Below are 21706 nucleotides of genomic sequence, written 5' to 3' on the forward strand. Positions count from 1 at the left end.
GTACGGCCACCACTTCGGACTAAATGTCCGCGTTGAACACGACCGGTTGAGGCAGTTCATCGCCGCACGAGTCAGGACGTCTTGCGTAGAAGTACCTAACGACATATCGCTGCGGTGATGCTGTAATGCCGTCGATGAGCAATTCGCAGCGCCTTTCCCCGGAGCAACGCGCACGCCTGGAGCGGTTGGGCGAACGGGGAGTGCTTTCCCGTGAGCAGGTCGCAGCAGTCCTCGACGAGCTCGACATCAAGCGCGGTGCGCCCTGGGGTTCGCGCACCGCCGTGTGGGAGGTGCTCGGTTACATCGGCGGCGCGTTGGTCCTCGCCGGTGCAGTTCTGCTGGTGGGGATGTACTGGGAAGAGCTGGCGGTCCCCGCGCGCGTTGCCCTGCTGGTGGCCGCGACCCTCGCCCTGGTCGGCGCCGGACTGGTCATCGCCGGCGGGCCGCGTGCGCTGCGAGCGTTCGGCGAAGCGGATCCGTCCGCGCGCAGCCGGATCGTGTCAGCCCTGTTCGCCTTGGCTTCCTGCACGGCGGCGCTGGCGGTCGGCAGCGGGGTTGACGTGCTCGAGTCGGTGGCGGCCTCGGTGACCGGTTTGCTCGTCGCATTGCTCGGATACGTGGTCGTGGGCGGACTTCCCGTTCTGCTGGTGGCAATCGGGTTCAGCGTCGGCGTGGTGATGGCCGCGGTTGCCGAATGGTTCGACAGCTCCTCACCGGCCACCACAACGGGCTTGGTGGCGCTGGGCGCCGTGTGGACCGCACTCTCCGCTCTCAGGGTGATGGGCCACCGCCGCCCAGTGCTCGGGGCGGGCGTGCTGATCGCTCTGGCCGGGGCGCAGTACGCGGTGGGTGTGGACCCGTCGTGGGTGGGCTACGGGTTGACCCTGCTGATCGGGTTGCTGTGCTTCGGCGGCTACCTGGTCGAGCGGGCCGTGGTGTTGCTGGCGCTGGGTGTGCTCGCCGTGACGGTGGCGGTGCCCGAAGCGGTCTGGGACTGGACGGACGGTGCGCTCGGTGGGCCGGTCGCGGTGCTGCTGGTGGGGGCGGTGTTCCTCACCGCCTCGGCACTGGGCCTGCGCCTGCGGAAGCGAGCACCCGCCTCTGATCAGCGCTGAAGCAGACCGTCCTCGGCGAGGCGGGTCAGAGCACCTGCTCATGACCCGCCTCGCCGACGTTCACGGGGACAGTTCTTCGAGAGTGCGTCCCTTGGTCTCCTCGGCGAAGGCCGCGGTGATCATCGTGCCGACGAGGCAGATCGCCGCGATGCTGGCGAACACCGCGGACAGGCCCGCTCCGCTGGAGAGCACCATCGCCACCACGATCGGGCCGGTGATGATGCCGAGCCGGTTGAACACCCCGCCCATGCTGCAGCCCAGCGCGCGGTTGCGGGTCGGGTACAGCTCCGGCGTGTAGAGGTAGAGGCTGATGTTGGCCGTGAAGCTGAACATCGCCGCGAACGCCGAGAACACCACGAGCTGACCGGCCGAGGTCACGCCCAGCAGCGCCAGCACGCCCAGCGCGACCGTGGTGCCGCCGAGCCCGATGCTCAGCACCACCCGGCGGCCGAGGCGGTCGATGGTCAGCGCCGCCAGCACGCAGCCGGCCAGCCCGGCCACCGACGCGAACGTGCTGTACCACAGCGCGGTGCCGATCGGCAGGTGGAACACCTGCTTGTACAGCGTCGGCAGCCACGACGTCAGCCCGTAGTTGGCCAGGTAGCCGACGAACCAGATCGTCCACACCACCAGCGTGCGCCGCCGATAGCGGCCGGTGAACAGGTCGCGCAGCGCGCCGTTGCGCGCCGACCCGGTGCCGACGACACCCGCCACCGGAGCCGGGGCCGGCAAGTCCTGGCCGGTGGAGGCGCGCACCTTCGCCTCGATCTGGGACATCACCTCGCGCGCCTTGTCGTTCTGGCCGCGCGCGGCCAGCCAGCGCGGCGACTCCGGCACCTTGCGCTGCAGGAAGAACGCGGCGATGCCCGGGACAGCGGCGATCAGGAACAGCGCGCGCCACCCCCAGTTCGGCACGATCCACGCCGAGGCCAGCGCACCGACGGTCAGCCCGGCCGGGAACACCACCTCGTACATCAGCACGAAGCGGCCGCGCTTCTTGGCCCGGCTGAGCTCGGCGATGTAGGAGGCGGCGGTGGGGACCTCACCGCCGATCGCCAAGCCCTGCACGAACCGCATGATCAGCAGCGGCAGCAGCGCCGGGCTCAACGCCATGCCGAGGTTGCCCAGCGCGGTGATCACCACGCACAGCGTGATCACCCGGACGCGGCCGATACGGTCGGCCAGCCAGCCCGAGGCCAGCGCACCGACCAGCATGCCGATCGACCCGACGGTGAGGGTGGCGGTGGCGCCCGCCGCCGAAAGCCCCCACTCGCGGGTGATCTCGGGCAGCGAGAACGCGATGAGCAGCTGGTCGAAGGCTTCGAAGAACGTGACCACGCCGATGATCAGGCGGATGCTCACGTGCCATCGCGACATCGGCAGCCGCTCGAGTCTGGCGGCGATGTCGTGCTGGACGGTGTGGTCGGGAGCGGAGATGCTCATGCGCCCCTCCTTTGGGACACGCATGCCACGGGTGGGCTCGTGGCATGAAACGGTAACTGCCGTGGCTTCGGGCGAGTCCGGTCGGTCTCGCGCGTGGTGTCTCCTGGGTCTGGAGAGCGGTCGTGGGATCCTCGTGATGGTTGTGGTCAGCCGATCCGGCCGTTGATGAACCGGATCGCCTCGTCTCGCCGGTCGCGTGCGACTCCCGGGTGCCCGGTGTTGTCCAGCGGGTCGCACACCGCGGCCATCGGGAGCTCGTGGTCGGCCGCCGCCCGGGTCGCGAGCTGCCCGCTGGTGCCGACGCCGAGCACCGCGGTGGTCCGCGCCGGGACGGCCAGCCTGCTGCCGAGGTGGTCGAGCGCACCGGCGACGTCCGCGGCCAGGTCGTCGGCGGCGAGCAGGGACATCGCGGCTTTCGCGGTCTGCTCGTGCTCGGGGCGGAACTCCTTGCCCCCGGTCTCGTAGTAGAGGTAGGGGGCGACGGCGACGTAGCCGAAGCGGGCCAGGGCCCGGCAGCAGTCCTCGATCGGTTCGGTCAGTCCGTAGGCGTCGTGCAGCACCACCACCGCCGCGCGCGGCGGGGTCCGCGGGAAGCGCACGAACAGCGGTGCGGCGGTGCGCAGCACTCGTCGTCCCCGGTTGGCGGGGCCGTGCGCGTGGTGGTGGGCCGGTTCGGGCGGCATCGCTGCGCCTCCTCTAGCTGGGCACGTGCACCGGCGGCACGAACGGGGACGGGGTCGGCTCCAAGGCCGTGACGTCGACCTCGATCAGGTAAGGACCGCGTTCCTCGACGGCCTTGGTGAACGTCTCGGCGAACGATTCCGCGCGCTGGACCAGCGCGTACGGCAGATCCAGCGCCTCGGCCAGGCGGCCGAAGTTCGGGGTGAACAGGTCCACCCCGGAACGCCGTCCGGCGTGCTTGTCCTGCATGTTGCGCAGCACCCCGTAGCCGCCGTCGTTGAACACCACGAGCACCATCCAGGGCTGTTCCTGGGCGAAGGTGGCCAGTTCCCCGAGGTGCACGCTCAGCCCGCCGTCGCCGGCCAGCACCAGCGTCGGTGCGTCCGGCGAGCCGAGCGCCGCGCCGATGCCGTGCGCGAGCCCCTGGCCGATGCCGCCGCCGACCGGGAACACGTTGGTGCGGGGATCGTGGATGTCCAGCAGCCGGTTGCCCCACTGGCTCGACGGGATCGTCACGTCCCGCGCGATCACCGACTCGGCGGGCAGCGTCGCCCGGATCGCCTCGCAGATCAGCGCGTAGGTGCCGATGCCCTCCCGGAGGTGCGCGCGCACGGCGGCGCGGGTGCGGGCGACCGCCTCCCGCCAGTCCCGCCCGGCGCCGGCGCTGCCGGCCAGCTCGGCGATCAGCTGCGGGAGCACCTGCTCGGCGGTGCCGACCAGACCCGCGGTGGCCGGGTGGACGCGCCCGACGGCGGCCGGGTCGACGTCGATCTGCACGTGGTCGGCGGGCAGCTCCAGCGCGTAGTGCTTGGTCTCGTTCGAGCGGAAGTGCGTCCCGATGGAGATCAGCAGGTCGGCCTCGGCCAGCAGCGGCGCGGCCGCCGGGTTGGCGGCGAAGTTGCCGACCACCAGCTCGTGGTCCTCCGGCACGGTGCCCCTGCCCGAGTTGCTGGTCAGCACGCCCGCGTCCAGGAGCTCGGCGAGCTCGCGCACCTGCTCACCCGCGCCGATACCGCCACCGCCGACCCACAGGATCGGCCGCTCGGCCGCCCTGATCAGCTCGGCGGCGCGCCGCAGCGCCTCCGGGTCCGCGGCCGGTGTCGCCGCGCCCCGCTCAGCGGGTGCCGGGATGATCTCCTGCGCGGCGTACTGCAGGTCGATCGGCCACTCCACGCTGGAGGGTCCGCAGGGCACCGACAGCGCGGTGCGCACCGCCTGCCGCAGCGCGGTCTCCGCCGCTTCCGGCTCGGTGATCGTGGCGGCGTGCTTGGACACCGCGCCGAGCATCGCGAGCTGGTCCTTGGTCTCGTGGATGACGCCGCGCCCCTTCCCGAGGAAGGGCGAGTCGATCTGACCCGTCACGTGCAGCACCCGGCTGCCCGCGGTCAGCGCCTCCACCAGCGCACCGGCGGCGTTGCCCGCCCCGGTGCCGGTGCTGGTGATCGCGACGCCGAGCCCGCCGGTGGCGCGGGCGTAGCCGTCGGCGGCGTTGACGGCGGCGGCCTCGTGCCGCACCGCCACGAACCGCAGTTCGCGGCTCACCGCTTCCACCAGCGGCAGGTTGTGGACGCTGACCACGCCGAACGCGGTGTCGACGCCGTTGTCGCGCATGACCTGGACGAGCAGGTCTCCGCCGTGATTTTGGGGCATGACAGTCCTCTTCGGTTGCTACAGGTATCGGGCGATGCCGCCACCGACGTCGATGGCGGTGCCGGTGAGGTAGGAGGCGCGCGGCGAGAGCAGCGCGACGACGGGGAAGGCGACCTCGTCGGCGGTGCCGAGCCGGCCCAGCGGAATGCCGCGGTCGGCGGCCAGCTCGGCGCTCCACTCGGAGAAGTCCGCGGTGGAACCGGATTGCTCGTAGCGGCGCCGCCACTGCCCGGTGTCGATCAGCCCGAGGCACACCGAGTTGACCCGGATGTCATCCGCGGCGAGCTCACCGGCCAGCGTCTTGCTGAGGTTGAGCAGCGCGGCCCGCGCCGCCGAGGTGGCGGCCAGCCGCGCCTCCGGCTGGCGAGCCAGGATCGCGTTGATGTTGACCACCGACGCGGCGGTGGACTCGCGCAACCACGGCTGCGCCGCCCGGACCACGTGCAGGACGCTGAAGATCTTCAGCTCCAGCTCGTCGCACCACTGCCGGTCCTCGGTCTCGGACAGCCGCGCCATCAGCGAGCGCCCGGCGTTGTTGACCACCCCGTCGATTCCGCCGAACCGCTCGGCGGAACCCTCGACGAACTCCTGCACGGCGTCGTTGTCGAGGACGTCGCACGCCCCGAGGTGCAGGTTGCCCGGCAGCCCGTCCAGGGCGGTCTTCAACCGCTCCGCGTCGCGCGCGCACGCCGCGACGTTGGCTCCCTCGGCCAGCAGCATCCTGGTGGTGGCCAACCCGACGCCGGAGCTCGCGCCGGTCACCAGCACGGTGCGACCGCTCAGGCCCAGATCCATGATGTCCTCCTCAACGGCATACGAACCCACCGTCCACCAACAATGTTTGGCCGGTGATGTAGGCGGCGGCGTCGGACAGCAAGAACCGCACCGCACCGACGAGGTCCTCGGGCTGCTGCGGCCGCGACAGCGCCCGGTTGATCCGGTAGAGCTCGTGGCGCTCGGCCGGAACCGCTTGCGTCGCTTCGCATTCGGTGATGCCGGGCGCGACGGCGTTGACGGTGATGCCGTCCGGACCCGCGTCGCGGGCCATCGCCCGCGTCATCGCCACGATCGCGCCCTTGGACGCCACGTAGTGCATCAGCCGGGGCGGGCCGTAGAAGGCGACGTCGGAGGCGATGTTGAGGATCCGGCCGTCACCGGCGGCCCGCAGCTGCGGGTAGAGCGCTCGCGACACCAGCCAGGTCCCGCGCAGGTTGACCGAGATGATCCGGTCGAACTCCTCGGGTTCGATGTCCTGGAAGTGCTTGCCGCCGACGCCGTCTGCCAGCGCGGCGTTGTTGACCACCCCGTGCGCGCCGCCGAGCTCGGCGACCCGCTCGGCCAGCCGGCGAACCGAGTCGGGGTCGGACACGTCGGTGTCCACGCGGTGCACCGGGACGCCGCGCTCGGCGAGCTCGGTCACCGCTGCCTGCGCGAACTCGGGGTTGCGCTCGGCGATCACCAGGTGCGCCCCGGCGTCGGCCAGGTCGTGCGCGATGGCCAGGCCCAGGCCGCGGCCCGCTCCGGTGACCACCACCAGTCGTCCGTTCAGCACAGCGCACCTCCGCTGCCGTCGACCTCGGCGAGGAAGCGCCGCACGACGGCGTTGAACTCCTCGGGTTTCTCCTGGTTGGCCGCGTGTCCCGCCTCAGGGATCTCGACCAGCCGGGCGCCCGGGATCTGCTCGGCCAGCGCGCGGCTCTCGGCCACCCCGGTCACCTGGTCCTGGGCTCCGACGATCACCAGCGTCGGCGTGGTGATCCGCGGCAGCTGGGCGGAGTGGTCGGTCGCGGCCATCACCCGCGCGGCGTTGCGGTAGCCGGGCAGGCGCACCCGCGACATCAGCGCGACGACCTGGTCGACCACCGGCTGCGCGGCACCCGGCGCGGTCAGGCGCGGTCCCCGCACGGCGGCGAAGGCGCCCGCCCCACGGGTGCGCAGCTCCTCGACCCGCGACGCCATCGCCTCGCGGCCCGCGTCCGTGCGACCGGACCCGCGCGAGGAGTCGGCCAGGACCAGCGACCGCAGCACCTCCGGTGCGCGCAGCGCGACCCGGGTGGCGATCACCCCGCCCCAGGACACCCCGAGCAGGTGCGCAGGCGCGGCGTCCCGGCCGCGCAGCAGCGCGATGACCGCGTCGGCGTAGGCGTCGAGATCCGGTTCGCCGGGCAGATCGGCGGAGCGCCCGTAGCCCGGGGCGTCCCACGCGATCACCCGGTGGTCGCCGGCCAGGCCCGACAGCTGCGCGGTGAAGGCCTCGGCCGCACCACCGATCCCGTGCAGCAGCACCAGGGGCCTACCGCTGCCCGCTTCCACGACGTCCACTTCGGACGCACTCGCCCGGGTCATGCGAACGCTCCGGTGGGTTGGGCCAGCCGGGCCAGGCAGGCCAGCACCGCGTGCGGCACCACACCGCTGGTGGCCGGGTTGTCCGGTGACGGGTGGTTGCGGATCTCGAACCGGTAGCTGCCCGCGCTCCCGGCGGCGGTGATGACGTGGCTGGTCAGCGGCGCGTTCGGGTCGGCGACCACGGTCGCTTCCACCAGGTCCCAGTCCCCCACCGCCAGCGCCACCGAGGCCGCGACGTTGGCCGAGGCCGGGAACGCGGCGGTGACCTCGCGGGCCGGGGCCCGCATCAGCTGGACCGGTTCGGCGGTGGTGCGCAGCCGCTGCGCGGCAGGCTCATCCATCCACTTCTGGATCAGCGCGGGCGCCTTCTTGGTGGTCACGATGCGCACCGCGTCCAGCCCGCCCATCCGCGCGGTCGCGGCCAGCGCGTCGAGCCCGCCGATGGCGCCGCTGCACAGGTGCAGCCGGCCGGGGCCGGTGTCGCGGAGCTTGGCCAGCAGCGCGTCGTCGGCCAGCGCACCGACCGACACCACCAGCAGGTCGGTCCCGGCGGCCACGATGGAGGGCCCGAGCTCGGCCAGTGCGCGCTGACCGGCGCACTCGACGACCAGGTCCGCCTGCGCGATCGCGGACTCGACGTCCAGGACCGGAAGCCCGGGCGGTTCGACGGGTTCGGCGTGCACGACTCCGATGAGCTCGGCGCCGACGACCTGCCCGCTGTGCACCGCGCGCGCCACGACGCCGCCGATGGCGCCGCAGCCGAGGATCGCCACCTTCATGCCCGCACCCACTCCCGGTAGCCGGTGTCGGGCTTGCCCGCCATGTGCGCGCGGGCGTCCTTCGACGGCGGGCCGGCGGTGCCCCACTGGTCGGACAGCTCCGCGGTGCGGCGCCACACCCGGCACAGCCAGGCGTCCTCTTCGACCTGGGCGACGTCGGAGGTGTACTCGCACACCAGTCCGGCCGGGTCGGCGAAGTAGGAGAAGGTGTTCGACCCGGGCCCGTGCCGTCCCGGCCCCCACAGCGGGGTGATGCCGTTGTGCTTGAGCCGCCCGATGCCGCGCATGAAGTGGTCTATCGACGGCATCTCGTAGGCGACGTGGTTGATCGAGGTCCACTCGGCCTGGTTGAAGGCGATCACGTGGTGGTCGGAGTTGCAGCGCAGGAACGCCATCTGGTGCTCCGACCAGTCCGAGATCCGCATGCCGAGCACCCGCGTGTAGAAGTCGCAGGCGGCGTCGATGTCGACGGTGTTGAGCACCACGTGCGCCACCTTGCGCGGCACCGCGGGAAGACCGTTGGGGTCTTGGGCCACGACGGCTTCGACGTTGCAGGACAGCTCGACCAGCCGGCCTTCCAGGTCGACGAAGCGCAGCCCGTAGCCGCCGCCGATCTGATCCAGCGGGCCGGGCTCGGCGAGCATCGGAATCCCCAGGCCCGCCAGGCGTTTTCCGGCCTCGTCGATCTCGGCGGGCGTGCCGACGGCGAAGGCGATCTTGCCGAGCCCGTTCTGCTCGGCTTGCTGCAGCTCGACGATGTGGTGCTCGGAACCGGTGCCGCGCAACCACGCGGCATCCCGGTCGGTCTCGACCGGGGTGAGGCCCCAGACCTCGTGGTAGAACTCGGCGGCTTCGGCGAACCGCTCGGTGCGCAGGCTGACCGAGCGCAGCGACCGGAGCCTCACCACCGGTCCGTCATCGGGCAATCGCATGTTCGGGCACTCCAATCAGCGGGCCGCCGCGCGGGCGGGTGTGCGCTCGGCGCGAGCGGCTGCCGCGCTGGCCTGCCGCTTGGCCTCGGCGCGCAGCACCCGGCGCAGCCGGACGAGGGCGATGTCGTGCTGGTAGAGGTTTTCGCGGGCCCAGGCGTCGTCGGGCATGCCTTCGGCCATCACCCGGTCCTGCTCGAGCACCTGCCAGTGCCGCGCCTCGATCCGGTTCTTGTACAGGAACCGCCAGCTGTCCCGCTGCCAGCCGCTGACCTTGCGGCAGCGCCAGAAGAACCCGGCGTGCTGCTGCTCGTTGATCGCGGTGACGCAGGCGACGATGGTGAACGGCCCGCCCGGACCGGCCGTTTCCGGGTACGGGATGTCGAGGGTGACCGACTGCAGGCCGCCGGTGTCGAGCCACTCAGACCAGTCGAAGTTGACGCCGCGCTGGTCGGTCTTCTCGAACACGAAACCGGTGTCGGTGTCGCGGATCTGGAAGGCGGCCTCGCGCTTGCCGGTGTACATGGTGTGGCTGTTGCGGTGCAGGAACGCGCCGTGCATCGGGTCGAGCAGGTTGTCCAGCGACAGCAGGTAGGAGGCGTCCCACTCGACGTAGCACAGGAACTCGTCCCACTCCCCTCCGCCGATCGGTGCGGGGACCTGCAGCGGGGTGGGCTCGGCGTCCTCGTCGGAGCCGAACCAGGCGAAGATCGCTCCGGCGTGCTCCTCGGCGGGGAAGGTGCGCAGCGCTCGGCGGCCTTCCAGCGCGCACCCCGGGCTGCCGGGCACCGAGGCGACCACTCCATCGCCGTCGAGCTGCACGCCGTGGTAGTTGCACGCGATCCGATCGCCCATGTGCACGCCCATCGACAGCCGCGCCGCGCGGTGCGGGCAGCGGTCCTCCTGCACGTGCACGGCACCCGAACTGTCCCGCCACAGCAGCAGTTCTTCGCCCGCGCGTTCCAGCCGGGTCAGCTCGCCGGAGCGGACGTGGTGCGACGGGCACAGCGGGTACCAGCGATCCCGCAATCCGAGCATCAGGAGGTCCTGCTCCGTCCGCAGCTTGGTCGTCATCAGATCTCCTTCGCACCGAGGTGGGCGAGCTCACCGGTCAACGTCTGCTCCGTCCAGTCCGAGCCGTCGGCCGGACGGACCCCGGCCTCGTTGAGCGCGGCGACCACGCCGGGCAGGTCGTGCACGCCTCGCCCGTAGATCGCCTCGAGTTCGTCGCCGAAGGCGTCGGCGTAGCTGGTGGTGGGCCCGAGCCGGGTCTGCACCGGCTCCAGGTTCAGCGACATGTCAGTTCTCCTCCAGTGCTTCGACACCGGTTCCCGTGCCTCCTAGCGCAGTGCGGCTCGACCGAGATCGGTCAGGGCCGCGGTGACGCGCTGACCGGTCGGCCCGGTCCGGGTTGCGCGCAACAAGCCGGTCTGCACCAGGTCTCGGGCGCTGCCCTGGTCGCAGCAGGGCAGTCCGTCGACGTAGAGGTCGGGTTCGCAGCTGCAGGTGATCTCGGCTCGGCCACCGGCGACGGCCCGCAACATGGCCCTCTGCCGGTGGTTGAGCGCTGCGACGGCGGTCATGGTCGTTCTCAATTCACAGGCTCAGCACCAGCTCGGCGGAGCGGCAGCGGGACACGCAGATCATCATGGTGTCGCCGGCTTCCCGCTCCCCCGGGCTGAGCACGTGGTCGCGGTGCTCCGGCTCGCCGCCGAGCACCTTGGTCTCGCAGGTCCCGCACACGCCTTCCTGGCAGGAGTTCGGGACTTCCACGCCGGCGTCGGCCAGCGCATCGAGCACGGAGGCGTCCGGTCCGACGAACACCCGCACCCCGGAGTCCTCGCAGACGACCTCGAACCCGTCGTCCGATGTGGACTGGGGCTGCTCGGGTGCCCGGAACCTCTCGACGCGCAGCACCGACGGGTCGGGCAACGCCGATTCCACCGCGTTGATCAGTGGCTCCGGGCCGCAGCAGTACACCAGCGCGCCCGGCGCGAGCTTCGAGAGCTCGGCGCGGAGGTCCGGCGGACCGCCGTGCTCGTCGTCGGCGTGGACGCGGACCCGGTCGCCGCCGATCTGCCGCAGCTGCGGGACGAATGCCATGCTCTCCCGCGACCGTCCGCAGTAGAGCATCTGCCAGTCACCGTCGCGGTCAGCGAGCTCGGCGGCCATGGCGCGCATCGGCGTCACCCCGATGCCGCCCGCGATGAGGAGGTGGCGCTCGGCGGGTTCCAGCGGGAAGTTGTTCCGCGGCCCGTCGACCTGCAGCAGCGTGCCGGCGGTCAACCGCTCGTGCACCCAGCTGCTGCCACCGCGCGAGTTCGGCTCCCGCAGCACCGCGACCGTCCAGCTGCGCCGGTCGGCCGGGTCGCCGCACAGCGAGTACTCGCGCGTCATCCCGTTGCCCAGCTGCAGCGCCAGGTGCGCTCCCGGCTCCCACGCCGGGAGGTCGGCTCCCGCCGGGTCGCGGAACTCCACCTGCACCACGCCCGATGCCAGCCACGTCGTGCTGTGCACGCGAACTTCGTGGGACATGCTCCTCACCCGGACCTTCCTCGACTCTTCTCAGTCGCGCGTGACGCCGTGCACCGGCGAGGTCGCCGGGTAGGTGGGCAGCTGCGGCTTCTGCGCGCCGATGACCACGCAGAACAGCGCATCGGTGTCGCCGATGGCCTTGAGGCTGCGCGGCACCCCGGCGGGCACCCGGATCAGGTCGCGGTAGCCGAGCACGCGGGTGGCGGTCCTGGTGCCGTCCTCGACGTCGTGCACGCTGACCTCCAGCTGCCCCTCCAGGACGAAGAAGACCTCTTCGACGTCGTGGTGGGTGTGCTCCGGGCCGACCGAGCCCACCGGCAGCCGCATGTTGGAGAAGGTGAAGTGCTCCGACGGCAGCGACCGGCTGTCGCCGTCGTGGTTGCCGGTGGCGCCGGAGCCGATGTAGCGGATCTGCGCGCGGCGGAACTCGTCGCCGGCCTTGGTCTGGAACGCCAGGGTGTCCCAGTCCTCGTGCCTGCTCGCCCGGGAGGCGATGCAGGAGTCGATCAGCCCGTCCAGGTCGGTGTGCGCCTCGGCGTCTGCAGCGGTCATCGCGGCGACCTCCATAATCCCTTAGCGGTAAGTGAGCTAGCGGTGAGCAGTATTGCCAGACGGGCGTGACCCACGCAACCCCCCGCCGCAAGATTCCTTGTAGATCAGCTAATCGTCGCAGGTGAGAGCCCCGAACCACTTCCCGGAAAAGCGCGCCCTGTTGCGCTCATTCCCTTATCAGTAAGGTAACTGGTCATCGCCACTCAGACCTGGAGGTGCAGCATGACGAGTTCCGGGGTGCCGGATGAGATCCACGTCGCGGGCCGCTGGCGCGCGGGCCGCGGCAGACCGCTGGAATGCGTCGACCCGGCCACGGGCGAGGTCATCGCGAAGCTCACCGCGGCCTCACCGGGCGACGTCGCCGAAGCCGCCGAAGCCGGCGCCGCCGCAGCGGCCGACCCCGTCTGGCGCGACCTGCTCCCGCACGAGCGCGCCAGGTACCTGGCGCGCATCGGGGACCTGATCGAGGCGCACGCGGACGAACTCGCCCACCTGCAAACCCGCAACACCGGCAAGGCGCTGGCCGAGACCCGGGCCCTGGTGGGCAGCGCCGCCGGAACCTTCCGCTTCTACGCCGCAGCGCTGGAAACCACCGAGACCCCGCTGACACCACCGCGCGGGCCGTACCTGACGATGAGCGTCGCCGAGCCGATCGGCGTGGTCGGCGCGATCACGCCGTGGAACTCCCCCATCGCCAGCGACGCGCAGAAGATCGCCCCCGCCTTGGCCGCGGGCAACGCCGTGCTGCTCAAGCCCGCCGAAGCCACGCCGCTGGTCTCGCTCGCGCTGGCACGCCTCGTCGTGGAAGCCGGGGTGCCCCCGGCGCTGCTGTCAGTGCTGCCCGGCAAGGGATCGGTGGTCGGCGATGCGATCGTGCGGCATCCGCTGGTGGGCAAGGTGTCCTTCACCGGCGGCACCGACACCGGTCGCGCCATCGGCCGCCTCGCCGCCGACAAGTTCATGCCGCTGACCAGCGAACTCGGCGGCAAGTCGCCGACGATCGTGCTGGCCGACGCCGACCTGGAACAGGCCGCGGCCGGGATCCTCTACGGGATCTTCTCCTCCAGCGGGCAGAGCTGCATCGCCGGTTCCCGGATCTTCGCACCCGAGAGCATCCACGACGAGTTCGTCGAACGGCTCGTCGCCGGTGCCCGCCGGCTGCGGGTCGGCCCCGGTACCGATCCGGCCACCCAGGTGGGTCCGCTCGTGACCTTCGAGCACCGCGACCGCGTCGCGGCGATGGTCGACCGGGCGCGCGCCGAAGGAGCCACCGTGCTCTGCGGCGGCGAAGCGCCCGACGACCCGGCCCTGGCGCACGGCGCCTACTACCCGCCGACGCTGCTGAGCGGACTGGACAACGACTCGCTGACCTGCCAGGAGGAGATCTTCGGACCGGTCGGCGTCGTGCTGCCCTACCGCGACGAGGACGACCTGGTCGCCCAGGCCAATGCCACGATCTTCGGGTTGGCCTGCGGAATCTGGACCCGCGACTACCGACGGGCCTGGCGCTTGGCCAGGTCCATCGATGCGGGCACGGTGTGGATCAACACCTACAAGCAGTTCAGCATCGCCACGCCGTTCAGCGGGATGAAGGCCAGCGGCGTGGGCACCGACAAGGGCCGCGACGCGATCCTGCGCTACACGCGGCAGAAGAGCATCTACTGGGGACTCGACGAAGACCCGCTGCCCTGGGCCCAGTGATCCTCGCGCCCGGTCACTCGGCGGTCTCGGCCTGGGCCGCCGAGTGATCCAGCGAGCCCTCCAGGCGGCTGAGCAAGTCCGCCAGGCGTTCTTGCTCCGAGGCCGTCAGGCCGGACAGCATCCGGGCTTCGTTGGCGAAGTGCGCGGCGCTGACCCGGTCGACGAACGCCAAGCCCTCATCGGTCAGCTGCACGTGGACCGTGCGGCGATCCCGCTCGTCGCGCTCGCGGGACACCAGCCCGGCTGCGGCCAGCTTGTCCACCCGCTGCGAGATCCCGCCGGTGGTCACCAACGCGACGTCGGCCAGCTCACCAGCCGTGCGCCGGTACGGGCTGCCCGCTCGACGCAGCGACGCCAGGATGCTGAAACCGGCCATCGTCAGGTCGAACGACTGGAAGAGCTGGTTCAGCTGGTCCTGGTACCGGTGGAAGGCGCGGTGCAGGCGCCCGAACACCGCCATCCCCGACGCATCGACATCCGGGCACTCCCGCTGCCACTCCGCCAGCATGAAGTCCACTGCATCCGGCCGGGACCGGTTGCGTCGCGCCACCTCGGCCACCTCCGAGCTCAAGAGACTATTTCACCCCTAAGAATAACAGCGCTAACATAACCACTCCGCGAGGCACGGGAGCAGCGATGCCCGTGACCCTCGAAGCCCGTTGCGCCACCACCGGAGCGACTGGGGTGCAGTTTCGGTATCGCACGGCGTTCGGGCGTCTCCGATCGGTCCACCGCACCCCTCGGTGGGACGTCCTGGCAGCCACTTCACACGTGGCAGCAACGGTTTCCGCAGGGAGAGCTCAAGAGTGCCGTGAACGGCGTGCGCTCATCCCGTTTCGGACCGAGCCAGGTGGATCAGGGTTCTCGGCCGTGATCGACGAAGTGAACCCGCGCACGAGACACCCGCTGACACCTGCGTGTTGCCGAAGGCGGCCACGCCGTCGGCCGCAGAGACGTGCGTCCCCAGGTTGCAGGAGAGGTGGCGCAGCCGCGCACCGCCGGGAAGTCGGCCACCCGCGCGGCACCGCGGCTGACGAGATCACGCTCTTCTCTCGCACGCTACTCGCTGGACGCCGTCCTTCCGGAGGTCGGTTCCCGCAGGTGCGCGGCCAGCGCCCAGATCACGGCGACGTCGATCGCGATGATCAGCAGCGCCCACACCGGTTCGTACGGGATGAACAGGAAGCTCCCGAGGGCGCTGAGCCCGGCGATGATCATGCCGACCACGCGCGCCCACGACTGGCCGGCTCCCAGCGCGCCTCCAGTGAGCGCGAGCAGGATTCCCAGTCCCAGGTGCACCCAGCCCCAGGCCGTGGGGTCGATGGTGAACGCGTAGTTCTCGGTGACCACGTAGTAGTAGGAGCTTTGCAGCAGTGCCGCGAGTCCGACGATGACGTGGAAGAAACCGATGATGACCAGCATGATGGCGGCGAACAGCTCCAGCCCGCCTGCCCAGTGCTGCTTCGCGGTCGGGTAGCGGGCGGCGCCATGTCCTGCCTGTGCCACGGCCCTCATCCCCTTCGTGCTTCCGGGCGGCCGGTTGTTCACTTCCTGGAACGGCTCACCAGCAGTCCGATGACGACGCCGACGATCAGCATCACCGCCAGCGCGGCGAGCACCAAACCCGTGGCCACGTGCGGTGAAAGCCAGTGCCGGCGTCTCGGCTCGGCGGGCGATCTCCGACTGGTGCGATCGCTCATTGCTCAGCTCCTACCCGCTCGGGAGGACCCGGGACCAGGGACAGGCCGTCCGGCAGGACCGCCAGGATCCCGCCCCCCAGGCGCGCGAACGGCTCCGCCCCAGCCCTGTCGACACGATCACCTCGCAGGTCGCGATGACCTCGATCCCCAGCATGCGAGGCCCGGCCCGCGCCCACCAGAGTCCAACGACCCGAAACGAGCGGGCCCCGGCCACCGTCGGAGCCTGGAGCCTCCCGCCACCCCGGACCGATCAGCTCGCCGCCAGCGTGCGCGGTACCGCTGCGGATCTAGGCCTGAGTGATTCGGTGGCGCTCGCACCAGCAGGTGGAAGCGGCGGGAGCTGCGCAAACCACCGTGGCCGCGCCCGGCTGGGCGCCCGGCTTCGGAGCGCGAACTCCGCCAGAGCCGGCTAGTCGCCTGAACCTGCCGACGGGTCGGCGAAGATCCCTTCCAGCATGCCGGTGGCCTGCCCGACCTCGATGAGATACCCGTCGGGATCGCGCATGTAGCAGCGGATCTCCGCCTTGCGGTCGATCGGCTCGGTGAGGAACTCCGCACCCTTCTCCCGCGCCTGCGCGTAGAAGGCGGCGATGTCGGCTACGCGTACGTTCATGAACGCCGAGACGGTGCCGGTGCGCTCCGGCGGCTGCAGCGTGATGCCGGGCTTGTCGGGGGTGGGGCCACCGCCGGGGTTCATGATGATCCAGCTGTTGGCCACCTTGACGATGCACGGGTTCTCCTCGAGCACCACGTCGCCGCCCAGCACCGCTGCGTAGAACTCCCGCGCGCGGACGACGTCGTGGACCGTCAGGAAGTGCGTCAGGACGAGCCCCTGCTCCGGAACCGGCCACCTGTCTCGTTCCACGACGCCCCCCGGAACACGTGGTGGTGCACGACCCCGCCCACTGTAGGTGCGCCCCGCCCCCGTCGCGTCCTGGGAAGACGAGCCCGGTCCCTGCTGCACGCACCCACAACAAGATCCCCGGACGCCCACGCCCGGGCCTTCGATGCATGTGGCACACCAACATGGACCTGGTCATGTTTGTGTGCGGTTGCCACATGCCATCCCTCGGGCGGGCGTCCTACCTTGTCCGTCATGACCACAAGTGACCCGCACAACACCGCGGCGAACGCGGGGGCGCTGGAGGGCAAGGTAGCCCTCGTCACCGGCGCCGCGGGTGGAATCGGCAAGGCCTGCGCCGAGGCGCTGGCCGCGGCCGGCGCCGCCGTGCACCTCGTCGACCAGCACAGCGCTGCGTCCCTCGCGACCGAGATCAGGGGCGAGTCCCACGTCGTCGACCTGGCGGACGCCGACGCGATCGCAGAACTACCTCGCGAGGTGGACATCCTCGTCAACAACGCCGGGTTGCAGCACGTGGCTCCGATCCACGAGTTCCCGGTCGAGCGGTTCTCCCTGATCCACAAGGTGATGGTCCTGGCGCCGTTCCTGCTCATGCAGCAGTGCCTTCCGCACATGTACGCCCAGCGGTGGGGGCGCCTGGTGCACATCTCCAGCGTGCACGGCCTGCGCGCGAGTCCGTACAAGTCGGCCTACGTCGCGGCCAAGCACGCGCTGGAGGGGTTGAGCAAGACCGCCGCGCTCGAAGGCGCCGAGTTCGGGGTGACCAGCAACTGCGTCAACCCCGGATACGTGCGCACGCCTCTGGTGGAGGACCAAATCGCCACCCAAGCACAGGCCCACCAGATCAGCGAGGACGAGGTGACCGAACGCGTCCTCCTCTCCCGAACCGGCATCAAGAAGCTGATCGAACCCAGCGAGGTCGCCAACTCCGTTCTGTGGCTGAGCGGCGACCAGTGCCCCTCGATGACGGGAAGCTCGTTGTCCCTCGACGGCGGGTGGACCGCGCACTGACCGTGCTGCTGCCAGACATCCTGCTCCAACGACGAAGCGGTGCATCATGACACAGGAACCCAAACCCGAACGCACATCGATTTCCAGGATCATCGGCGCCAGCCTGGTTGGCACCACGATCGAGTGGTACGACTTCTTCTTGTACGGCTCAGCCGCAGCGTTGGTGTTCAACAAGCTCTTCTTCCCGAACTCCGATCCGCTGACCGGGACGTTGTTAGCCTTCGGCACCTACGCGGCGGGGTTCGGCGCCCGGCCGCTGGGCGGCCTGGTCTTCGGGCACTTCGGCGACAAGGTCGGCCGCAAGCGGCTGCTGGTGCTCAGCCTGCTCCTGATGGGCGGTGCGACCTGCGCGATGGGTTTGCTGCCCACCTACGCCTCCGTCGGCATCGCGGCCCCGATCTTGTTGACCACCTTGCGTCTCGTGCAGGGCTTCGCGCTCGGTGGTGAATGGGGCGGTGCGGTTCTCATCGTCTCCGAACACGGTTCCCCGCAACGCCGCGGTTTCTGGGCGTCGTGGCCGCAGGCCGGCGCCCCAGGCGGAAACCTCCTGGCCACAGGAGTTTTGGCGATCCTGGCCGCAGTCCAGTCCGACCAGGCCTTCCTCGACTGGGGTTGGCGCATCCCGTTCCTGCTGTCCGGCGTGCTGGTCATGATCGGCCTGTGGATCCGGCTCTCGGTGACGGAGTCCCCGGTGTTCCTGGAGGCCGCGGAGCAGGCCCGGCGCAACTCAGCGGTGGTGCGCGCCCCGATCGCACGGGTGCTGCGGGACAACTGGCGCGAGGTTCTGATCTCGATGGGTGCTCGCATGGGCGAGAACACCGCCTACTACGTGATCACCGCCTTCATCCTCGTCTACCTCACCGGTCCGGTGGACCTCCCGAAGTCCGTGGGGCTCAACGCCGTGCTCATCGGATCGATCGTGCACTTCGCGACGATCCCGCTGTGGGGGGCGCTCTCCGACCGATGGGGCCGACGTCCGGTGATCATCATGGGCGCGCTCGGCAGCGGCGCGTGGGCCTTCGCGTTCTTCGGGCTGCTCGACACCGCGTCGCCCGTGGTGATCACGCTGGCCACGACGGTCGGCTTGGTCCTGCACGGCGCGATGTACGGTCCGCAGGCCGCGTTCTTCTCCGAACTCTTCGGCACCCAGGTGCGCTACTCCGGCGCCTCCATCGGATACCAGCTCGCGTCCGTCGTCGCCGGTGGTCTCGCACCGCTGATCGCCACGGCGCTGCTCAAGGGCTACGGCACGGCGGTGCCGGTCGCCCTCTACGTCGCGGCGGGAGCCGCGCTCACGGTGATCGCCACCGCGATGTCCCGCGAGACCCGAGCGACCGGGCTGGGCTCGGCTGCGGAACAGCCGAGCCAGACGGTCTAGCTCCGTCCTGCCTCGGGGCCACCAGCCGGCTCCCCCCGTCCCGGCTGGTGCCCCCGGTTCCACCGAGGAGAATGGGCGCATGGATCAGGCAGCAGCGGCGCTGCGGCGCCTGCTGACCTTGCTCGCAAACAACGCGCCGAGCGAGCAGGTCGCGCAGGTCGCCGTCACCGCCCGCACGTCCGGAGCGTCCGAGGCCGACCTCGAGGAGATCGAGAAGGCCAGCGAGCTCGCGCTCCGGGTGCACCACAAGGTCGCCGAACACGAACGCAGGCAAACGGAGTTGGCCGCGCTCTTCGACAGCGCCAGCGACCTGGCCGGGGTGCGCGACCTCAACGCTGTCCTCCGCTCGATCGTGCACCGCGCCCGCATGCTGCTGGCCGCTGACATCGCCTACCTGTCGCTCAACGACGAAACGCGCGACGAGACCTACATGCGGGTGACCGACGGATCGATCTCGGCGCGCTTCCAGCAGGTCCGTCTCGGCATGGGCGAGGGCCTCGGAGGCCTCGTCGCGCAAACAGCCCGCCCGTACGCGACGGCCGATTACGCCGCGGACTCCCGGTTCGCCCACACCACTCCCATTGACGCTGCCGTCGACGAAGAAGGCCTGGTCGCCATCCTCGGCGTGCCGCTGTCGTTGAACGACGAGGTCATCGGTGTGCTGTTCGCGGCTTTCCGCACAGCACACGACTTCTCACGAGATGAGGTGGCACTGCTGGCGTCGCTGGCCGACCACGCGGCCATCGCGATCGACACCGCCCGGTTGATCGAAGAAACGCGCAAGGCGGTCGACGAGCTCAACGAGGCCAACGAAACGATCCGCAAGCACAACGAGGCGATGCAGCACTCCGAGCGCGCCCACGACCGACTCACCGATCTGGTGCTTCGCGGCGAGGACATCTCCGAGGTCGCCGCAGCGGTCGCGACCATGTTCTCCGGCGGTCTGGTCGTTCACGATGCCGACGGCAACGAACTCGCGCGCGTCGGAACCGGTCCCCTGCCGCAGCCGCACGAAGCGGTCACGGCCTCGCGCAAGGCCGGTCGGGCCGTGGCGCACGAGAACCACTGGGTGTACGCCGTTCTCGCCGGACCCGAACTCCTGGGCAGCCTGGTCCTCACCAGATGCCCTGCGCTGTCGGACGTGGACCGGCGCGTCTTCGAACGCGCCGGCGTGGTCACCGCCCTGCTGCTCCTGCTCCAACGCTCCACCGCCGAAGCCGAGAACAAGGTCGGTGGTGAGCTGGTCGCCGACCTGCTCACCGCCCCGCAGCGAGATCCCGCGGGGCTGGTGGTGCGAGCACGTCGGCTCGGCGTCGAACTCACGAGCCCGCATTCGGTGCTGGTGGCGCACGCCGAGGGCGTCCCGAGAGAGCGGCTGGCCACGGCCGTCGCCTGGAACGCCCGGGCCGCCGGTGGCGTCGCCGGTGCGCTCGAGGACCAGGTCGCGCTGCTGCCGAACACCGAACCCGGCAAGGCCGCCAAGGCCTTCGCCCGTGGGCTCACCGACTCCCTCGGTGCTCGCGTGACCGTGGGCGCAGCCGGTCCCGCCTCGGGGCCGCAAGCCCTCGCGCAGACCTACACCGAAGCCAGGAGGTGCGTGCGCGCGCTGCTCGCGCTCGATCGCCACGGCGAAGGCGCGGCAATGGCCGATCTCGGGTTCCTCGGGATGGTGCTCGGCGAAAGAGCCGACGCGCGCCGCTACATCCGGTCGGTCCTCGGGCCCGTGCTCAACTACGACGCGCAGCGCGGCACCGAGCTGACCGAGACGCTCGAGGCCTACTTCGCCTCCCACATGAACCTCAACCGCACCAAGGACCGCCTCCAGATCCACGTCAACACCGTCTCGCAGCGCTTGGAGCGCATCGGCACACTCCTCGGCGACGGTTGGCAGGAACCGGACGGTTCCCTGGAGGTCCAACTCGCGCTGCGGCTCAACAAGATCATCGACGACGACCCCGCCGGCCACGACTGAAAGGCGATCACCCGTGGTCGCCGCACTCGCACCGGCCGAGGCGACGGGGTTTGGGCCCGCCGCACAGCGGGTAACAAAAAGCCCGACCAGCTTGGCAAAGGTGGGAAGCCATGGCTCAACATCCCCTCGAAGACATGTACGCCGCCCGTGAATCGCTCGACAGCGCCGTGAGGGATTGCGCTGATGCGGATCTGGCGTCGCTGGACTGGCCTCCCTTCGGTGCGGCGTTGCTCGGTGTGTTGGGGTCCTTGCACAACCTGGCCCACGAGTTGACCAACAAGCTCGACCAAGTTGATCGCGACCGCCTGTACCGCGAAGCGCTGCGCGACCATCCGCACGAAGCTCTGGACCGCGCGATCGGAGACCTCGAAAAGATGAACGGGGTTCTCACCTCAGCGATGCGGCACGCCGGGCAGTACTGGGAAGAAGCTCAGCAGATGCACGAGTACACCTCTCCCCGCGAGCGGGAGTGAGATCGGACTCGGAGAAAATCACCGCCGGCTCGAGCACCACGACCACACCGTCAGGGGACGACCGCCCCGGACTTGTTGAGTCCGGGGCGCCTCTCGTCGTTTTGTCAGCAGGTCACATGTTCTCGGCGGCCTGCTTGATGGCTTGGCGGATCCGGCCGTAGGTGCCGCAGCGGCAGACGTTCTCGATCTTGTCGATGTCCGCGTCGGTCGGCTCGCTGGTCTCGTTGATCAGCGCGACTGCCTGCATGATCTGTCCTGGCTGGCAGAAGCCGCACTGCGCGACGTCCCGGTCCAACCACGCCTGCTGCACCGGGTGCAGCTCGTCGTCGTCGGCCAGGCCCTCGATCGTGGTGATCTCGGTGCCGTCGGCGTCGGCGGCCTTGACCATGCAGGTCTGGACGGCCTCGTCGTCCTGCAGGCAGGTGCAGGCGCGGCAGACGCCCACACCGCAGCCGTACTTGGGACCGGTGATGCGCAGCTCGTCGCGCAGCACCCACAGCAGGGGCATCTCCGCGGGGACGTCGACCTCGACGTCCTTGCCGTTGACGGTGAACTCGTACTTGGGCATGTCGCTCGAGG

At 70.5% G+C, this 21706-nt stretch carries 24 protein-coding genes; 6 read left to right on the forward strand and 18 right to left on the reverse strand.

Annotation, left to right across the window (positions count from 1 at the left end; all coding sequences use genetic code 11):
* Positions 1-134: 134 nt before the first annotated feature.
* Entirely contained in the window at positions 135-1115 is a 981-nt protein-coding gene (locus AB0J78_RS08220) for a DUF2157 domain-containing protein (protein WP_363787980.1), read from the forward strand.
* Between the two features lie 60 nt (positions 1116-1175).
* On the opposite strand, the gene AB0J78_RS08225 is transcribed toward AB0J78_RS08220, so the two are convergent.
* The 13 genes from AB0J78_RS08225 to AB0J78_RS08285 all read right to left on the reverse strand — a co-directional run bounded on the left by AB0J78_RS08225 (position 1176) and on the right by AB0J78_RS08285 (position 12030).
* Positions 1176-2558, reverse strand: a complete 1383-nt coding sequence (locus tag AB0J78_RS08225) for an MFS transporter (protein WP_363787981.1) — start codon at positions 2556-2558, stop codon at positions 1176-1178.
* 146 nt (positions 2559-2704) lie between these two features.
* Positions 2705-3241: a dienelactone hydrolase family protein gene (locus AB0J78_RS08230; RefSeq protein ID WP_363787982.1), complete on the reverse strand. Its 537-nt coding sequence runs from the start codon at positions 3239-3241 to the stop codon at positions 2705-2707.
* Between the two features lie 13 nt (positions 3242-3254).
* Positions 3255-4889 (reverse strand): thiamine pyrophosphate-binding protein, encoded by a 1635-nt coding sequence (locus AB0J78_RS08235; protein WP_363787983.1) that lies wholly within the window; start codon positions 4887-4889, stop codon positions 3255-3257.
* 18 nt (positions 4890-4907) lie between these two features.
* On the reverse strand, positions 4908-5684 hold the full coding sequence (locus AB0J78_RS08240) for an SDR family oxidoreductase (RefSeq protein ID WP_363787984.1): 777 nt from the start codon (positions 5682-5684) through the stop codon (positions 4908-4910).
* A gap of 10 nt (positions 5685-5694) precedes the next feature.
* Positions 5695-6441: a 3-oxoacyl-ACP reductase family protein gene (locus AB0J78_RS08245; RefSeq protein ID WP_363787985.1), complete on the reverse strand. Its 747-nt coding sequence runs from the start codon at positions 6439-6441 to the stop codon at positions 5695-5697.
* Positions 6435-7235: an alpha/beta fold hydrolase gene (locus AB0J78_RS08250; RefSeq protein WP_363787986.1), complete on the reverse strand. Its 801-nt coding sequence runs from the start codon at positions 7233-7235 to the stop codon at positions 6435-6437. The genes AB0J78_RS08245 and AB0J78_RS08250 overlap by 7 nt, the downstream gene beginning before the upstream one ends.
* A complete protein-coding gene (locus tag AB0J78_RS08255; RefSeq protein ID WP_363787987.1) occupies positions 7232-8014 on the reverse strand; it encodes an aspartate dehydrogenase domain-containing protein in 783 nt (260 codons plus the stop codon). The genes AB0J78_RS08250 and AB0J78_RS08255 overlap by 4 nt, the downstream gene beginning before the upstream one ends.
* Positions 8011-8946 carry a VOC family protein gene (locus tag AB0J78_RS08260; RefSeq protein ID WP_363787988.1) on the reverse strand — a complete coding sequence of 312 codons (936 nt, stop codon included), beginning with the start codon at positions 8944-8946 and terminating at the stop codon, positions 8011-8013. The genes AB0J78_RS08255 and AB0J78_RS08260 overlap by 4 nt, the downstream gene beginning before the upstream one ends.
* Before the next feature lie 15 nt (positions 8947-8961).
* Positions 8962-10017: a Rieske 2Fe-2S domain-containing protein gene (locus AB0J78_RS08265; protein WP_363787989.1), complete on the reverse strand. Its 1056-nt coding sequence runs from the start codon at positions 10015-10017 to the stop codon at positions 8962-8964.
* Positions 10017-10241, reverse strand: a complete 225-nt coding sequence (locus tag AB0J78_RS08270; protein WP_363787990.1) for a recombinase-like helix-turn-helix domain-containing protein — start codon at positions 10239-10241, stop codon at positions 10017-10019. Before AB0J78_RS08270 ends, AB0J78_RS08265 begins: the two co-directional genes overlap by 1 nt.
* A 42-nt stretch (positions 10242-10283) precedes the next feature.
* Positions 10284-10526 carry a hypothetical protein gene (locus AB0J78_RS08275; protein ID WP_363787991.1) on the reverse strand — a complete coding sequence of 81 codons (243 nt, stop codon included), beginning with the start codon at positions 10524-10526 and terminating at the stop codon, positions 10284-10286.
* A gap of 13 nt (positions 10527-10539) precedes the next feature.
* Positions 10540-11478 (reverse strand): PDR/VanB family oxidoreductase, encoded by a 939-nt coding sequence (locus tag AB0J78_RS08280; protein ID WP_363787992.1) that lies wholly within the window; start codon positions 11476-11478, stop codon positions 10540-10542.
* Between the two features lie 30 nt (positions 11479-11508).
* Positions 11509-12030, reverse strand: coding sequence for a cupin domain-containing protein (locus AB0J78_RS08285; RefSeq protein WP_363787993.1), 522 nt, complete (start codon positions 12028-12030; stop codon positions 11509-11511).
* A 222-nt stretch (positions 12031-12252) separates the two neighbouring features.
* Here AB0J78_RS08285 and AB0J78_RS08290 point away from each other — a divergent pair, with 222 nt between their 5' ends.
* On the forward strand, positions 12253-13731 hold the full coding sequence (locus AB0J78_RS08290; RefSeq protein ID WP_363787995.1) for an aldehyde dehydrogenase: 1479 nt from the start codon (positions 12253-12255) through the stop codon (positions 13729-13731).
* Between the two features lie 13 nt (positions 13732-13744).
* Here the strand turns inward: AB0J78_RS08290 and AB0J78_RS08295 are convergent, their stop codons facing one another.
* The 4 genes from AB0J78_RS08295 to AB0J78_RS08310 form a co-directional block, all read right to left on the reverse strand.
* On the reverse strand, positions 13745-14281 hold the full coding sequence (locus tag AB0J78_RS08295; protein ID WP_363787997.1) for a MarR family transcriptional regulator: 537 nt from the start codon (positions 14279-14281) through the stop codon (positions 13745-13747).
* 509 nt (positions 14282-14790) lie between these two features.
* A complete protein-coding gene (locus AB0J78_RS08300; RefSeq protein ID WP_363787998.1) occupies positions 14791-15237 on the reverse strand; it encodes a hypothetical protein in 447 nt (148 codons plus the stop codon).
* A 38-nt stretch (positions 15238-15275) separates the two neighbouring features.
* Entirely contained in the window at positions 15276-15431 is a 156-nt protein-coding gene (locus AB0J78_RS08305) for a hypothetical protein (RefSeq protein ID WP_363787999.1), read from the reverse strand.
* 409 nt (positions 15432-15840) lie between these two features.
* Positions 15841-16296 (reverse strand): VOC family protein, encoded by a 456-nt coding sequence (locus AB0J78_RS08310; RefSeq protein WP_363788001.1) that lies wholly within the window; start codon positions 16294-16296, stop codon positions 15841-15843.
* Positions 16297-16527: 231 nt separating this feature from the next.
* Between AB0J78_RS08310 and AB0J78_RS08315 the strand changes: the two genes are divergently transcribed.
* From AB0J78_RS08315 to AB0J78_RS08330, 4 genes are all read left to right on the forward strand, one after another.
* Positions 16528-17304 (forward strand): 3-hydroxybutyrate dehydrogenase, encoded by a 777-nt coding sequence (locus AB0J78_RS08315; RefSeq protein WP_363788002.1) that lies wholly within the window; start codon positions 16528-16530, stop codon positions 17302-17304.
* A gap of 46 nt (positions 17305-17350) precedes the next feature.
* Positions 17351-18682, forward strand: coding sequence for an MFS transporter (locus AB0J78_RS08320; protein WP_363788003.1), 1332 nt, complete (start codon positions 17351-17353; stop codon positions 18680-18682).
* Positions 18683-18761: 79 nt separating this feature from the next.
* Positions 18762-20654, forward strand: a complete 1893-nt coding sequence (locus AB0J78_RS08325) for a GAF domain-containing protein (RefSeq protein ID WP_363788004.1) — start codon at positions 18762-18764, stop codon at positions 20652-20654.
* Between the two features lie 110 nt (positions 20655-20764).
* A complete protein-coding gene (locus AB0J78_RS08330) occupies positions 20765-21127 on the forward strand; it encodes a hypothetical protein (protein WP_363788005.1) in 363 nt (120 codons plus the stop codon).
* Positions 21128-21239: 112 nt separating this feature from the next.
* On the opposite strand, the gene AB0J78_RS08335 is transcribed toward AB0J78_RS08330, so the two are convergent.
* Positions 21240-21695: a (2Fe-2S)-binding protein gene (locus AB0J78_RS08335; RefSeq protein ID WP_363788006.1), complete on the reverse strand. Its 456-nt coding sequence runs from the start codon at positions 21693-21695 to the stop codon at positions 21240-21242.
* Between the last annotated feature and the right edge of the window lie 11 nt (positions 21696-21706).

Source organism: Saccharopolyspora sp. NPDC049426 (assembly GCF_040676935.1).
In the GTDB taxonomy this organism is placed as follows: Bacteria; Actinomycetota; Actinomycetes; order Mycobacteriales; family Pseudonocardiaceae; genus Saccharopolyspora.

Coding starts and splice junctions, on each gene's coding strand:
- AB0J78_RS08220 (WP_363787980.1), top strand. CDS start 135: ATGAGCAATTCGCAGCGCCTTTCCCCGGAGCAACGCGCACGCCTGGAG.
- AB0J78_RS08225 (WP_363787981.1), bottom strand. CDS start 2,558: ATGAGCATCTCCGCTCCCGACCACACCGTCCAGCACGACATCGCCGCC.
- AB0J78_RS08230 (WP_363787982.1), bottom strand. CDS start 3,241: ATGCCGCCCGAACCGGCCCACCACCACGCGCACGGCCCCGCCAACCGG.
- AB0J78_RS08235 (WP_363787983.1), bottom strand. CDS start 4,889: ATGCCCCAAAATCACGGCGGAGACCTGCTCGTCCAGGTCATGCGCGAC.
- AB0J78_RS08240 (WP_363787984.1), bottom strand. CDS start 5,684: ATGGATCTGGGCCTGAGCGGTCGCACCGTGCTGGTGACCGGCGCGAGC.
- AB0J78_RS08250 (WP_363787986.1), bottom strand. CDS start 7,235: ATGACCCGGGCGAGTGCGTCCGAAGTGGACGTCGTGGAAGCGGGCAGC.
- AB0J78_RS08255 (WP_363787987.1), bottom strand. CDS start 8,014: ATGAAGGTGGCGATCCTCGGCTGCGGCGCCATCGGCGGCGTCGTGGCG.
- AB0J78_RS08260 (WP_363787988.1), bottom strand. CDS start 8,946: ATGCGATTGCCCGATGACGGACCGGTGGTGAGGCTCCGGTCGCTGCGC.
- AB0J78_RS08265 (WP_363787989.1), bottom strand. CDS start 10,017: ATGACGACCAAGCTGCGGACGGAGCAGGACCTCCTGATGCTCGGATTG.
- AB0J78_RS08270 (WP_363787990.1), bottom strand. CDS start 10,241: ATGTCGCTGAACCTGGAGCCGGTGCAGACCCGGCTCGGGCCCACCACC.
- AB0J78_RS08275 (WP_363787991.1), bottom strand. CDS start 10,526: ATGACCGCCGTCGCAGCGCTCAACCACCGGCAGAGGGCCATGTTGCGG.
- AB0J78_RS08280 (WP_363787992.1), bottom strand. CDS start 11,478: ATGTCCCACGAAGTTCGCGTGCACAGCACGACGTGGCTGGCATCGGGC.
- AB0J78_RS08285 (WP_363787993.1), bottom strand. CDS start 12,030: ATGACCGCTGCAGACGCCGAGGCGCACACCGACCTGGACGGGCTGATC.
- AB0J78_RS08290 (WP_363787995.1), top strand. CDS start 12,253: ATGACGAGTTCCGGGGTGCCGGATGAGATCCACGTCGCGGGCCGCTGG.
- AB0J78_RS08305 (WP_363787999.1), bottom strand. CDS start 15,431: ATGAGCGATCGCACCAGTCGGAGATCGCCCGCCGAGCCGAGACGCCGG.
- AB0J78_RS08315 (WP_363788002.1), top strand. CDS start 16,528: ATGACCACAAGTGACCCGCACAACACCGCGGCGAACGCGGGGGCGCTG.
- AB0J78_RS08320 (WP_363788003.1), top strand. CDS start 17,351: ATGACACAGGAACCCAAACCCGAACGCACATCGATTTCCAGGATCATC.
- AB0J78_RS08325 (WP_363788004.1), top strand. CDS start 18,762: ATGGATCAGGCAGCAGCGGCGCTGCGGCGCCTGCTGACCTTGCTCGCA.
- AB0J78_RS08330 (WP_363788005.1), top strand. CDS start 20,765: ATGGCTCAACATCCCCTCGAAGACATGTACGCCGCCCGTGAATCGCTC.
- AB0J78_RS08335 (WP_363788006.1), bottom strand. CDS start 21,695: ATGCCCAAGTACGAGTTCACCGTCAACGGCAAGGACGTCGAGGTCGAC.